Raw genomic sequence first — 14,320 nt, forward strand, 5'->3', positions numbered from 1 at the left:
TTAGATACCGTCACGCTCGATTGGGCAGCTCATGCAGCGAGCACCACCACGGCCGCGGCCTAGCTCATCACCTGGGATAGGTAGGACTGTGATGCCTGCCTTGTCGTACTTCTCGTTGGTGTAGGTGTTACGCTCGTAACCGATAACCACGCCTGGCTTAACAGTTAGTACGTTGTTCGCATCGTTCCACTGCTCACGCTCAGCTTCGAAGCTGTCTCCACCAGTAGTGATTAGGTTTAGCTTGTCTACGCCTAGTGCTTTCTCGATAGCAGTAACGAAGTAGCCTTCCTCTTTCACTTTCACCGCGCCAGACTCGTCGCCAGTTAGGCTCCAGCACTGTACGTCTTTACGCACAACTTCTGGGTAAACAGAGAACGTATCTTCACGCATGTGCGTCATTACGGTATCTAGGTGCATACAAGAGCGGTGCTTAGGTAGCTGCATCGCGATAACTTGCTTCGCTTCGCCATGCTTGAACAGGCTAGATGCCAACTGCTCAACACCCTGTGGAGTCGTACGCTCAGACATACCGATAAGCACTGCGCCTTTACCGATAACCAATACGTCGCCGCCTTCGATAGTTGAGTTATCGTACATCTTCTCTTCGTCGCCGAAGTACTTGATGAAGTCCTGGCCTGCGAAGGTTGGGTGCCAGCGGTAGATAGCGCGAACGTGGTTGGTTTCACGCTGACGAGCAGGTTTTGCCATTGGGTTGATAGACACGCCGCCGTATACCCAGCAAGATGTATCACGGGTGAACAGGTGGTTTGGAAGTGGTTCAATGATGAAGTCAGTTGGCTCGTGCATACCCTGCATCATTGAAGATGATTTAATTGGTAGCTCTGCGTAGCTTAGGCCGCCAAGAAGGATTGAAGACAACTCTTTGCTTGGTAGGTCTGCTAGGAAGCAGCGTACATCGTTAGCGAATGCATTGCCTAGGCGGTAGTCAGAGATTTGGGTCTTCAGAAGCCAGTCTTTTGCTTCTGGTACTTCTAATGTATCTGCTAGTAGATCACCAAGAAGCATAACTTCAACACCTTGCTCGCGCAGTGTGTTAGCAAATACGTCGTGTTCCTGGCCTGCGCGTTCAACGGCTAATACATCATCAAATAGTAGATCGTGACAGTTTGATGGAGTTAGGTGAGTTAGGGCACGTTCTGGGCGGTGGATAAGAACGCGGCGCAATTGACCTATTTCAGAACCTACGTAAAACTTACTCATGATCGTATCTCTCTTTATTTATTGCCAAGTGTTTGGCTGTATTTGTTTTATTGCAAAGTAAGAGTTTATTTATTTCTTTGCTTTCGTATCTGGGTTTTATTTTACCCTTAAGGCATTCTCAGTCTTAGAGGTTTATCACACTTTTATTATTAATATGATAACGCTATATATTTGTTTTATTAACATTTTTAATGCAGTTGTCACTCGCTTACGTGCATGGGTATTTATGTGCTTTGTCTAGGTTTACAGTGGGTTTGTTTTTTGTAAGTTATTGTTGTTAAGTGGTTTGCTTGGCGGTTGGGAAATCTTATTCAGAAATTTTCACGTTATGCAGATGTGAAAAGTATAATCTTATGCACTAAAAGTGTTTGTCTATATAGAAATAATGGGAATGTTACTTGGTTGGTAACAAATTTTTTTCCTTTTATATTTTTAATTTGGCTTTTTGTAATTTAAATACACGGATTAAAACTCATAACTTTGATTGGTTTTACATGGCGTGATTTAGTTTTAAATTAGTTTAATGACGTTTTTGTGGTGAATTATTGATATTTGAGTTAATAAATTTTGCGGTTTATTGGAATGTTATTCTGTTATATATGGCGGGAAATAAACACAAAGTTATGATCCAAAGAGAAGTGTGCTGATGGATTGCTAGAGCATGTAAGGGGTATATACCCAAGTCATCTGCCAGCTCGTTTCTTACCAATCAGTGCTACGAAGGCCAATTGATCTCTTGGTTATCTGGCCTTTAGGTAAAGGCTAGGGGATGTTGAGATTGAGGTATAAAAAAGCCGCCCAGAAGGGCGGCGAAGTAAGCAAGATCGAAAGGGGGGGATTTACAGCATGGCGCCGACGCTCAGCATGGCCATGATCAGTACGGTTAGAATACCTAGCAATGGCGCAACCCATTTCACCCAGCGCACGTAAGGCACGCGGGCAATGGCCAGGCCACCCATAACTACCGCTGATGTTGGTGTCATTAGGTTCACAATGCCGGATGCAGACTGGTAGGCAGTGACCACAAGGTCACGGCTGACGCCAGCGAAGTCCGCCAGTGGAGCCATGATTGGCATTGTTAATACCGCTAGGCCTGATGATGAGGGAACCAGGAACGATAGTAGGATCTCTAGCCAGTACATCACATTGATGAACACGATAGATGACAGGCCGGTAACTGCGTGCTCGGCAGCGTTTAGGATGGTGTCTGTGATCATACCGCGGTCCATAATCACCACGATACCGCGGGCGATACCGATGATAAGTGCAACACCCAGTAGGTCGCGAGCACCATCAATGAAGCTTGAAGTAAACTCTTCTTCGCTCATGCGGGCAATCAGGCCGATGATAATAGTTGATGCCAGGAACATGCCTGAAATTTCAGCCATCCACCAACCTGCAACGGCTACACCGTAAATCATGATGCCGAATGATGCGGCGAAGATTGCCAAGATCACTTTGCGGGTTTTGGTGAACTCCAGCATTTCGCCAGACTGGTTACCCAGGAAGTGGGCTTTGTTCTCTTCGTATTTGTCGTAGACAATAGATTTGGTTTTGTCAGCGCGAACCATCTTGGCATAGCGCATTACGTAGCCGACACAAATCAACCAGCCAACAACCAGCATAGCAACGCGGAGCATGATGCCATCAGTGAATGGGATACCTGCGGCGTTAGCGGCAATAACGGTTGCAAACGGGTTGATGGTTGAGCCAAGGGTACCGATACCGGCGCCAAGCAGTACGGTTGCAGCCGCAACTACCGGGTCAAAGCGGGCGGCCATCATGACAGGTACGAGTAGGGTGTAGAAAGGTAGTGATTCTTCTGCCATACCGTAGATAGTACCGCCTGCGGCAAAGAGTGCCATCAGGATCGGTATCATCATCTCTTCCCTGCCTTGAAGGCGGGCGGTAACGCGTTCGATACCGGCATCAATCGCCCCCGTTTTAGTCACTAGGCCAAGGAAGCCACCGATCACCAGGATGAAAAGTGAAACATCGATAGCCGCTGCTTCATAAGTGTTGTGATCGTAGAAGCCGTCAATCGGTGCTAATAGCACATCGACCACACCCTGCGGGTTGCTGTCTACTGGCTGGTAGGTGCCTGTAACAGGGACTTCACGGCCCAAATCCTCATTCATGACACGCTCGTACTGGCCGGCCGGTACGATCCAGGTCATCAATGCGACGAGGGCAATCAGGGCAAATAAAATGGTGTAAGCGGAAGGGAATTTGAAGTTGGCGAAGAAACCGCCTTTCTCTTCCTGTTTCATGGTTTCGGTTGTCATTGTTTTCTCCTTGCCCTTGTACATCCAATACAAGGGTGATTCATCTACCAGGCCTGTCGTCAGGCATGACGGGGCTCGCCGGACTTGACGCCGGAGCAGGCAGAACCAGGTGTTAGTGGGTACTAACTAAAAAGGTTTATAGGTTGTTTATCCGTGCTGCAGGAGCAGGTTGGATAGAGGTGTCAACGCTGGGTGAGGTGTCGGAGCCGTGCTCTCGCCCTCTGGCATTGCAAAGGATCCCGGAAGCAAATCGCTATCCGCTGCAGATGTCAGGTGGGTGAGTGCCCTACGGGGGCGGCGCAACTGGCTGCGGCGCCGTCTCCCAGGCTCAGGGCCGTGGTAGAAGTTACTCATGATCGTATCTCTCGTATGCTTATTTAATTGGCCATCAGTCTTTGCCGTGGCTCTATTTGCTTGTTGCCAGTGAATTTTATGCCGCTGAGCGCAGTATATCTTTGGGATTGTTCACATTTTTTTGGCGCTTTCATATCGCCCACCTATCGGTAAATGGAATGCCAAGGGTATTTCTTTAGGTTTTGTGGGTGAATATGCTATTTGGGGTTTTATGTTTATTCGCTTAAAGCGCATATCGGGGAATATTATGCATTTTATCATTTTATTGCTGGGGCAAATAAATCGACCGTTAGTTTGATAAATATCAAGTTTCCCGGCGGAGGCGATTTCATTTGGTATTTTATTGCGATCCGTGCGATATTTGCGTTCGAATTTATTTCATAGGTGGAGTTTCCCCATGTCTTACGCAGAACTAATCGAAGAGCAGAAGGAAGAAACGCGCGAAATCATTGCCGCGTTGCTGGAAGATGGCAGTGATCCTGATGCGCTTTACACCATCGAGCACCACTTTTCGGCAGATACGTTCGAAGAGCTTGAAGCTGCGGCGGTAGAAGCTTTCAAGATGGGCTTTGAAGTATTGGAAGCCGAAGAGCTTGAGCTGGCACCGGAAGACGGTGGCGGTAAAGTGGTATGTTTCGATGCCGTCATGGAATCCGCTCTGAATGCCGATGTGATTGACGAGCAGGCTGATAAACTGATCCAGCTTGCTGAAAAGCACAACATCGATTACGACGGTTGGGGCACTTACTTCGAGTCGGGCGAAGACGACGATGAAGAGTACGAAGACGAAGACGAAAACGAAAAGTAATCGTCGACAGCCGTAACTGAATGTTAAAAGCTGGCCAAGTGCCAGCTTTTTTGTGCCTGTCATATACAGCCAAAGACGCTACAGCGTCTTGAGCATCCTGACTTCGCAGGCATCGTGGCCGGTCTGCCCCATCGCGTGCGGGATATGGACAAAGCCCAGTCCCTGATACAGCTTGATAGCCGCCTGTAGCGAGGCGGTTGTCTCGAGGTAGCAGGCCTTGAAGTCTTGCTCACGGGCATATTTCAAGGCCGTGGCAGCGATGCGCCGGGCGAAGCCTTTGCCGCGTAGCTCTGGCAAGAAATACATTTTTTGTAGCTCGCAGATGCCTTCTTCCCCTGCCAATGGTGCAATCCCCCCACCACCTAAGATGCGGTTGTCCTTCTCTACGACCCAGAATGCACTCCCTGGCTCGCTGTAAACCTCACTGAGGGCATCCAAGGTCGGATCGGCAACACCATATCCTTTGTCTGCCGTCAGGCCGTGTTCGGCGGATACGCGACGCACTACAGCAGCCATCGCAGCGTTATCAAGCGGGGTGAGCAGCCGGAGCTGATAGCCTTCTTGCTGCTTGTTGGCTTGGATCGCCCTGGTATAGCGTTGCAGGCTTTGGGCGAGTTTGTCGATTTCATCCTGATCGAGTTGTGCCATGAAATCGGCGACTTGGAGGTTGAGCGAGTGGTTGAGGTTACTAAGTAGCTCTTGGCCTTGTGGTGACAGGCTGGATAGCTGCCTGCGGCCATCATCGGGATCGGCCTGGGTTGTCAGGTACCCGGCATTGAGCAAACTGGCAGTGGTGCGGCTGGCGTTGGACTTGTCGACTTTTAGCCTGCTGGCCAATTGGTTAACTGACAGTGGCTGCTCTTCGAGCTCTATCAGGGCGTGGGCTTGTACCGGGGTAATATCAAGGCTGCCGCATTGGCGGTCAAGCATACCCAATTCCCGCACGAGCAGGCGGGATTGGGCTCTGAGGGAAGCTGCGTCCATGTATCAAACTCTTTTGGTTGCGTAGTGCAATCAAAATTAGTTGCTTCTCGCAACGTTGTCAACCGTGATATCACTGACGTCGGCGCACTGCTGCAATTCACCATGGTGGCAAGCAAGGTGCCCCATCGCTTCTTTGGCGGCTTGCTTGGCGGTTTTCTTCTGCCAGATACGCTCGTGGAAGTAGTAGGCGACGGTATTGATAGCCGGTTCAATCATTGCCATCACACTACCCACTAGCACGTCCCCGGTGAGCAGGTAGGCTACACCAAATGCGACGCTGAAGTGAACAACGGCAAAACTGAAGGTTTTGCGTCCTGGGTTGGCATAGCCACTACGAAGCAGTGCCTTGGTTTGCCAAGCTTTTTCATGGAAGTAGAAAGCCACCGTATTGACCATTGGCTCTATCATGGCGATCAGGCTGCTGATCAGGATCTCGCCTGTCAGTAAGTAGGCAACGCTGAATGCGACAAAGAAGTGGATAATGGCAAAGCTAATGGTTTTTTTCATGGTGGTCTCTCCCTCAGTTGATAACTAGATATTAGTGATAATTATTATCATTTGCAATCTATTGTCATCTATCGGTTTGATAGGTGTGAGCGATGATCGATTGTGTTGAGCTAACCAGGTGGGAAGGGATAGGGCGATGCTAAGTGTTCGGTGTTAAGGGCTCGGCGCTAAGGGATAGCCGGCAATAAAAAAGCCGGCACATGGCCGGCATTTAATGACTTGTCATGACTAGCGATTACAGGGCTGCGATAGTCGCTTGCTGCTCGGCCAGTTTCACTAGAGTCTCTTTGTAACCATCAAGCTTCTCGCGCTCTTTGGCGACAACCGCTTCAGGGGCTTTAGCCACGAAACCTTGGTTGCCTAGCTTGCCTTCGATGCGCTTGATTTCACCTTCGGTCTTCTTGATTTCTTTCGCCAGGCGGTCAAGCTCAGCGTCTTTGTCAATCAGGCCAGCCATTGGGATCATCAGCTCAGACTTGCCAACCAGTGCTGTTGCACAAGCTGGTGTCTCTTCACCGGCAGCCAGTACGCGGATGTTCTCTAGCTTGGCTAGGGAAACCAGTACTTGCTTGTTGGCTTCAAGGCGGGCTGCATCTTTTTCGTCTGCGGCTTTCAGCATTACGTCAAGCGGCTTGCTCGGCGCAATGTCGTACTCGGCACGCAGGTTACGGATGCTGGTGATAAAGCTCTTCACCCACTCGATGTCAGCCAGTGCTTCTTCGTTGAAGTTCGCTTCATCGTACTGAGGCAGTGACTGCAGCATGATAGTGTCGCCCTCAACACCGTCTACCAGCGGCTTCACGCTCTGCCAGATAGTTTCGGTGATGTATGGGATCACTGGGTGCGCTAGACGCAACGTCTTCTCAAGTACAGTGATCAGGGTACGGCGTGTTGCACGCTGCTGCGCTTCAGTGCCTTTCCACAGTACTGGCTTGGTTAGCTCTAGGTACCAGTCACAGAACTGGTTCCAGATGAACTCGTAAATCGTGTTCGCAGCCATGTCCAGACGGAAGTTGTCGATGTGGCCGTTGAACTCTTTTGCAGCCAACTCGAACTGAGATTCGATCCACTTGTCAGCCAGCGAGTACTCAAGCTCGGCATCAGCGGCGAAGCCACAATCCTGATCTTCTGTGTTCATCAGCACGTAACGGCTGGCGTTCCATAGCTTGTTACAGAAGTTACGGTAACCTTCAAGACGCTTCATGTCCCAGTTGATGTCACGACCGGTAGAAGCCATAGCAGCAAGAGTAAAGCGCAGGGCATCAGTACCGTAAGGTTCGATACCGTCTTCAAAAGTCTTGCGTGTTTGCTTTTCGATCTTCGCGGCCAGCTGTGGCTGCATCATGTTGCCACAGCGTTTTTCAACTAGGTCTTCAAGACCGATACCATCGATCATGTCGATTGGGTCAAGCACGTTACCTTTAGACTTCGACATCTTGTCGCCGTTTTCGTCACGGATAAGGCCCGTTACGTAAACTGTCTTGAACGGAACCTGTGCCTTGCCGTCTTCGTCTTTACAGAAGTGCATGGTCATCATGATCATGCGGGCAACCCAGAAGAAGATGATGTCAAAACCTGTTACCAGTACATCTGATGGGTGGAAGACTTTCAGGTCTTCAGTCTGCTCAGGCCAGCCTTGGGTACCGAACGTCCATAGTGCAGACGAGAACCAAGTATCCAGTACGTCATCGTCCTGGCGAAGAACCACAACCGGTGCCAGGTTGTTCTGCTCGCGAACTTCTTCTTCGCTGCGGCCAACATAAACGTTACCGTCGTTGTCGTACCAAGCTGGGATACGGTGGCCCCACCAAAGCTGGCGAGAGATACACCAATCCTGGATATCACGCATCCAAGAGAAGTACATGTTTTCGTATTGCTTAGGTACGAACTGGATGTCGCCGTTTTCTACCGCAGCAACAGCAGGCTCAGCGAGAGGTGCTGCACGCACGTACCACTGGTCAGTTAGCATTGGCTCGATAACCACGCCACCACGGTCACCGTAAGGTACGGTTAGGTCGTGATCTTTGATTTCTTCCAGCAGGCCTAGCTCGTCGAATTCGGCAACGATAGCTTTACGCGCGGCAAAGCGCTCCATACCGTGGTATTTCTCTGGCAGTTCAGTGCTGTAGGCATCGCTTGGCTCACCGTTGGTGGTGAACACTTCAGACGCGTTGCGGATATCAGCATTGAAGGTCAGGATGTTGATCATCGGCAGGCTGTGGCGCTTGCCCACTTCATAGTCGTTGAAGTCGTGCGCAGGGGTGATCTTCACACAACCTGTGCCTTTTTCCATGTCGGCGTGCTCGTCGCCTACGATTGGAATACGACGGTCAACGATTGGTAGTAGGATTTCCTTGCCGATCAGATCTTTGTAGCGCGGATCTTCCGGATTGACTGCCACACCGGTATCACCCAGCATGGTTTCCGGACGGGTTGTTGCTACCACGATGTAGTCTTTGCCTTCAGCGGTTTTCACGCCGTCAGCCAGCGGGTAGCGGAAGTGCCACATGTGGCCTTTCTTGTCTTTGTTCTCAACTTCAAGATCGGAAATTGCAGTGTGCAGTTTTGGATCCCAGTTAACCAGACGCTTGCCGCGGTAGATCAAATCTTCTTCGAACAGGCGTACAAAGACTTCCTGAACCGCGTTAGACAGGCCGTCGTCCATCGTGAAGCGCTCACGATCCCAGTCTACAGAAGCGCCTAGGCGACGAAGCTGCTTGGTGATAGTGCCACCAGACTCGCCTTTCCACTCCCAGATTTTATCGATGAAAGCGTCACGGCCGTAGTCGTGCTTGGTCTTGCCTTCTTCGGCAGCAATCTTACGCTCCACAACCATCTGGGTCGCGATACCTGCGTGGTCGGTACCGACTTGCCATAGGGTGTTCTTGCCCTTCATACGCTCACAGCGGATCAGGGTATCCATGATGGTATCCTGGAACGCGTGGCCCATGTGCAGGCTACCTGTGACGTTCGGCGGTGGGATCATGATGCTGTAGGCATCTTTTGATGTGTCACCGTGAGGCTTGAAGTAACCAGCCTCTTCCCAGCGCTGGTACAGCGCTTTTTCAATTGATTGTGGGTTGTATGTCTTTTCCATAGCGCTCTTAGAAGGATCTATGTGGAATTAGGGCGTCGCAGCATTGGCAGTGTTGAGCTGGATACCAGCATGGCGATATTGCTTGTAGCGTTCGCGTGCCAATTGCTTCTGTTTTTCATCGCAAGGGACGAAGTCTACCACTTGTGAGAAGGTAACGGCAAAATTTGGTGCGCCTTGCCCCAAATTAATCAGGATCCCGCGCCGTCCGCTGTGGCGCAGTCCGGGCCAGCCAATTTCGACCGGTGAACCGCCACGGGGGCCTTCACCGACCAGGTTATGGGGCACGAAGTTATCGGGATCCAGCTGCCATAAGTACTCATCTATTTGTTCTGCTTGCGCTTTGTCTGTGGCAAGCAAGTAGACTTTGTGGCCCTGGCGGTAACTCATTGCTGCTTGATGACAGGCAAAATGCAGTTGGAAGTCGTTATCCTCTGCATGTTGCTGTTCACTGATTATATAAAAAGTAGCATGAGTCATGGCGTTTACTCTATAAACGAAGGGGGCCGTTTGGCCCCCTCTAGCGTCAATGTTACTCGACGTTTTCTAGGCCGGCTCGGTTGAGCAGGAATTGGACCAGCAATGGGACCGGACGACCGGTCGCACCTTTTGCTTTGCCACCGACCCAAGCGGTACCTGCGATATCCAGGTGCGCCCAGTTGTATTTCTTGGCAAAGCGAGACAGGAAGCAACCTGCGGTAATGGTACCTGCGCCCGGCGAGCCTAGGTTAGCCATATCGGCAAACGGGCTTGCCAGCTGCTCCTGGTACTCGTCGTTCATCGGCAGGCGCCATGCACGGTCACCGGCTTGCTCTGACGCATTGATCAGCTCGTGGGCCAGTGGGTTGTGGTTTGAAAGCAGACCACTGATATGGTTACCCAAAGCCACCACACAGGCACCTGTTAGGGTCGCGACATCGACAACGCACTCTGGCTCGAAACGCTCAACGTAAGTCAGCGCGTCACAAAGTACCAAGCGGCCTTCGGCATCGGTATTCAACACTTCTACAGTTTGGCCAGACATGGTGGTCAGGATGTCACCCGGACGGTAGGCACCGCCACCAGGCATGTTTTCACAACCTGCCAGGATACCCACGACATTGATCGGTAGGTTAAGCTTAGCCAGCGCCTTCATTGCTCCGAATACGGTCGCAGCACCACACATGTCGTATTTCATCTCATCCATCTGGGCTGATGGCTTAATGGAAATACCACCTGAATCGAAGGTTAGGCCTTTACCGATAAGAACAATTGGCTTGGCATCGGAATCAGGGTTGCCCTTGTATTCAATCACCGACATCATGGCTTCGTTTTTCGAGCCTTGGCCGACGGCTAGGTATGAGGTCATGCCCAGCTCTTTCATTTCCTGCTCGCCAATGATCTTGGTGCTGACCGTGTCGAAGTCATCAGCCAGACGGCGGGCTTGTGAAGCCAGGTAAGCCGGGTTCGCCACGTTTGGCGGCATGTTGCCCAAGTCTTTACCGGCCTTTACGCCAGAGGCAACAGCCAAGCCGTGGGCAATCGCGCGCTCGCCCAGAGACAGTTCACGGCGGGTCGGTACGTTGAATACCAGCTTGCGCAGTGGACGGCGGGTTTCCGGTTTGTTGCTCTTAAACTGGTTGAAGGTATATAGGCTGTCCTTGGTCGTTTCAACGGCCTGGCGAACCTTCCAGTAAGTATCGCGGCCCTTGACGTGCAGTTCCGTCAGGAAGCAGACGGCTTCCATCGAACCGGTTTCGTTCAGGGTGCTAATGGTTTTTTTGATGATCTGCTTGTATTGGCGTTCATCAAGTTCGCGCTCTTTACCACAACCAACCAGTAATACACGCTCTGATAATACGTTTGGTACATGGTGAAGCAGCAGCATTTGGCCAGGCTTGCCTTCTAGATCACCACGGCGTAGCAGCGAGCTAATATAGCCATCGCTGATCTTGTCGAGCTGTTCGGCAATGGGAGAAAGGCGACGTGGTTCGAATACGCCAACGACGATACAGGCACTGCGCTGTTTCTCGGGGCTACCACTTTTTACACTGAACTCCATGCTTACTCCTACATCCTAATAAAGACAATTAAAGCTAAATGTTAGATAATGCCGCACTTATGTTGCTGGTCCCTAAATTCGGTATAGGATTAAAGTGCAGGTTAACAATTAGCCGAAAGATTAAAAAAATAACTGATTAACCGAAAAATTATAGTGATTCCAGTAAAAAAACAAGTTTTCTATGGGTAATTAAAGCGTGATTATTGTTCGGTATTTGACGCGTGAGACATTAAAAAGCCAATTCGCGGTCCTTTTTGTCCTTTTTCTTGTCTTTATCAGTCAGAAATTTATTCGCATTCTAGCTGATGCAACAGAGGGTTCCATCCCGAGTGATCTGATCGTGACCTTACTCGGTTTGTACATGCCTTCGATGGCACTGTTGATGTTGCCGCTGAGTTTGTACATCGGTATTTTGCTGACTTTCGGCCGATTGTATGCCGAAAGCGAAATTACCGTGATGAATGCCACCGGTATTGGCAACAAGTTTTTGATCCAGGCTGCTTTGTGGCTGGCGATTATCACCGGTTCATTTGCCGCGTTCAATGCACTGTGGCTGTCGCCATGGTCGGTGGAGAAAACCGAGCAGCTGATGGAGCAGGTCAAGGCGGATTCCGGCCTTGATTTACTGGTCAAAGGCCAGTTCCAAGCCGCACCGGATGGGCAAGGGGTGGTGTTTGTCAACGATATTACCAACAGTGGCAGCCGGCTGGACAAGGTGTTTATTGCCCAGCTCTCGGCCCGCGATGCCCTGCGCCCGAGTGTGATGGTGGCTGACCGCGGTTATGTCAGCGAGCTGCCGGATGGCCGCCAGGTACTAGACCTGAAAGAGGGTACCCGTTATGAGGGGATCCCGACGCGGTTGGATTATTCAATCACCCAGTTTGACGATTACCAGGCGTTGATTGGCCAGCGGGCGGTACGGGAGGAAAACCGTGACTGGGATGCCCTGCCGACTCTGGAGCTGATGCAGCGTTCAGAGCTGGCAGCCAAGGCCGAGTTCCAGTGGCGTATGTCGCTGGTGCTGTGTATTCCGCTGCTGACCATGGTGGTCGTGCCGTTGTCGGCAGTGAACCCGCGTCAGGGGCGCTTTGCCAAGTTAGTCCCGGCAGTGCTGATCTACCTGACCTACTTTTTGGCGATCAGCGCCGCGAAGTCGGGGGTAGAGGATGGTGCCTTGCCGTCATCTATCGGTCTTTGGGGGATCAACGGGGTAATTTTTGTGGTGGCGATAGCCTTGAATAGTTGGGATACCTTAGCGGTGCGTAAGGTGAGAGAGAAGTTTCGGAGACGCGGCTAATGTTTAAGATTCTGGATTTATACATTGGCCGAACCTTGATTTCGACTTCGGCTCTGACCCTGTCGACGCTGGTGGGGCTGTCGGCGATCATCAAATATGTTGAGCAGCTGCGTAAAGTAGGCGATGGAACCTACGATCTTTGGAAAGCCCTTATTTACGTATTGCTGAGTGTGCCTCGCGATATCGAGATGTTTTTCCCGATGGCCGTGTTGCTGGGGGCGCTGATTGGCCTGGGCATGCTGGCGTCGAGCTCCGAGCTGGTGGTGATGCAGGCGGCAGGCTTCTCCAAGCTGGATATCGGCTTGTCGGTATTGAAGACCGCGGTGCCTTTGATGCTGCTGGTAACCCTGCTTGGCCAATGGGGGGCGCCTGAAGCCCAGAAAGCCGCGCGGGAATTGCGTGCCCTGTGGACGTCGGGCGGTAATATCCTCTCCGTGCAGCGCGGGGTCTGGACCAAAGATGACAACGACTTTATCTATATCGGCCGGGTCCATGAACAGCAAGAGCTTTACGGGATCAATATCTGGCAGTTTAACGACAAAGATGAGCTGACCCATTCAACGTTCGCCGAGTCGGCGGAGTATGACAACGAGAACGGGTGGCTGCTCAAAGATGTGACTGTCACGACCTTGGGTAAAGAGCAGCAAGCCAACGAGCGCCTGGCACAGCAGCATTGGCTGACCACGCTCACGCCGGACAAGCTGGCGGTGGTGACCCTCAAGCCGGAGGAGTTATCGCTGACCGGTGTCTATGACTACAAGAACTACCTTGAGGACTCCAAGCAGGACTCATCACGCTATGCTCTGGCATTCTGGCGCAAGGCACTTCAGCCGTTTTCGATTGCGGTGATGATGCTGCTGGCGCTGTCGTTTGTTTTCGGTCCGCTTCGCTCGGTGACGATGGGAGCCCGGGTATTGTCGGGGGTGATCTTTGGCTTTGGCTTCTATATCTCGAACGAGGTGTTCGGGCCGATGAGTATTGTTTACCGGCTCCACCCGATCATCGGGGCGATAGGACCGAGCTTGGTGTTCTTGTTTATCACCATTTACTTGCTGCGCAGAAAGCTGTAGCACCAGAGTACAAAAAAGGCGCCGTCGGCGCCTTTTTTATGTCTGAAACTTGTGAGCCCGCTAATCAGTTGACCTTTGGTAGGACAACCATTTCACAGTCTGCCATGGCATCCTGGAATGACTGCTTGGTCTTGCTAAATGGTGCCAACAAGTTACCCAATCCAAATGCAGAGGTCGCCATGCGGATCATCGCCTGGGTCGGGCGTATATTCGAGCCATCTTTATTTTGGATGCGCAGTTTCCATGCCCTCATGCCTAAGGTCTGTCCCGCTTGGCACCAGAAATAGGTAAAGAAGCCGACAATCACCATGGCAAGGTAGCCGGTATAAAGTGAGCCGGCAACAGGGTGTAAGGTCATGTAGGCACTGACATCTTCGTAGCCAGTAATATCGACCGCGCCGACTGCCACTAAAATGGCCATCAAGCCGATAGCGACACCGCCAGCCAGCATCAGTACTGCAGCGACAACCAGGGTGTCATAGAGCCAGGCAGCTAAGCGGCGAAACAGGCTTGGGTATTGTTTGGTGGAATCAACGTCCGGTTGTTTCTTCTTTTTCACAAGGTTATCCAAATTAATGAAGCTTCAAGGTGTTGCAGGCAGTGTAGCAATATAAGCAGCAGGGGTGAATGGGGCGGATCTTGGAAATGAGAGGCGTCCC

The 14,320-nt window shown here is 51.2% G+C and carries 12 protein-coding genes; 3 read left to right on the top strand and 9 right to left on the bottom strand.

The window, feature by feature from the left end:
- The 3 genes from arcA to ACXAGQ_RS08890 all read right to left on the bottom strand — a co-directional run bounded on the left by arcA (position 1) and on the right by ACXAGQ_RS08890 (position 3,860).
- Entirely contained in the window at positions 1–1,221 is a 1,221-nt protein-coding gene (arcA, locus tag ACXAGQ_RS08880) for an arginine deiminase (RefSeq protein WP_039456186.1), read from the bottom strand.
- A gap of 839 nt (positions 1,222–2,060) precedes the next feature.
- Positions 2,061–3,506, bottom strand: coding sequence for a YfcC family protein (locus tag ACXAGQ_RS08885; protein WP_475253335.1), 1,446 nt, complete (start codon positions 3,504–3,506; stop codon positions 2,061–2,063).
- 147 nt (positions 3,507–3,653) lie between these two features.
- Positions 3,654–3,860 carry a hypothetical protein gene (locus ACXAGQ_RS08890; RefSeq protein WP_475253337.1) on the bottom strand — a complete coding sequence of 69 codons (207 nt, stop codon included), beginning with the start codon at positions 3,858–3,860 and terminating at the stop codon, positions 3,654–3,656.
- 397 nt (positions 3,861–4,257) lie between these two features.
- Between ACXAGQ_RS08890 and rraB the strand changes: the two genes are divergently transcribed.
- Positions 4,258–4,668 (top strand): ribonuclease E inhibitor RraB, encoded by a 411-nt coding sequence (gene rraB / locus ACXAGQ_RS08895; protein WP_475253339.1) that lies wholly within the window; start codon positions 4,258–4,260, stop codon positions 4,666–4,668.
- A gap of 78 nt (positions 4,669–4,746) precedes the next feature.
- Here rraB and ACXAGQ_RS08900 read toward each other — a convergent pair whose 3' ends face one another.
- The 5 genes from ACXAGQ_RS08900 to pepA all read right to left on the bottom strand — a co-directional run bounded on the left by ACXAGQ_RS08900 (position 4,747) and on the right by pepA (position 11,294).
- The gene (locus ACXAGQ_RS08900; protein ID WP_475253341.1) at positions 4,747–5,652 is read right to left on the bottom strand and encodes a bifunctional helix-turn-helix transcriptional regulator/GNAT family N-acetyltransferase; all 906 of its coding nucleotides are present in this window, start codon (positions 5,650–5,652) and stop codon (positions 4,747–4,749) included.
- 36 nt (positions 5,653–5,688) lie between these two features.
- Entirely contained in the window at positions 5,689–6,159 is a 471-nt protein-coding gene (locus ACXAGQ_RS08905) for a DUF2061 domain-containing protein (RefSeq protein ID WP_475253343.1), read from the bottom strand.
- 235 nt (positions 6,160–6,394) lie between these two features.
- A complete protein-coding gene (locus ACXAGQ_RS08910; RefSeq protein WP_475253345.1) occupies positions 6,395–9,256 on the bottom strand; it encodes a valine--tRNA ligase in 2,862 nt (953 codons plus the stop codon).
- 27 nt (positions 9,257–9,283) lie between these two features.
- Entirely contained in the window at positions 9,284–9,733 is a 450-nt protein-coding gene (locus ACXAGQ_RS08915; RefSeq protein ID WP_475253347.1) for a DNA polymerase III subunit chi, read from the bottom strand.
- 52 nt (positions 9,734–9,785) lie between these two features.
- Positions 9,786–11,294 (bottom strand): leucyl aminopeptidase, encoded by a 1,509-nt coding sequence (gene pepA / locus ACXAGQ_RS08920; protein WP_475253349.1) that lies wholly within the window; start codon positions 11,292–11,294, stop codon positions 9,786–9,788.
- Positions 11,295–11,490: 196 nt separating this feature from the next.
- Here pepA and lptF point away from each other — a divergent pair, with 196 nt between their 5' ends.
- Both lptF and lptG read left to right on the top strand, forming a co-directional pair.
- Positions 11,491–12,591, top strand: coding sequence for an LPS export ABC transporter permease LptF (gene lptF, locus ACXAGQ_RS08925; protein ID WP_475253351.1), 1,101 nt, complete (start codon positions 11,491–11,493; stop codon positions 12,589–12,591).
- Complete coding sequence (lptG, locus tag ACXAGQ_RS08930) at positions 12,591–13,661, top strand: LPS export ABC transporter permease LptG (protein ID WP_475253353.1); 1,071 nt, start codon at positions 12,591–12,593, stop codon at positions 13,659–13,661. The genes lptF and lptG overlap by 1 nt, the downstream gene beginning before the upstream one ends.
- A 64-nt stretch (positions 13,662–13,725) precedes the next feature.
- Here the strand turns inward: lptG and ACXAGQ_RS08935 are convergent, their stop codons facing one another.
- A complete protein-coding gene (locus ACXAGQ_RS08935) occupies positions 13,726–14,220 on the bottom strand; it encodes an RDD family protein (RefSeq protein ID WP_475253355.1) in 495 nt (164 codons plus the stop codon).
- Between the last annotated feature and the right edge of the window lie 100 nt (positions 14,221–14,320).

This window comes from Photobacterium sp. ABD4_091, from assembly GCF_056160145.1.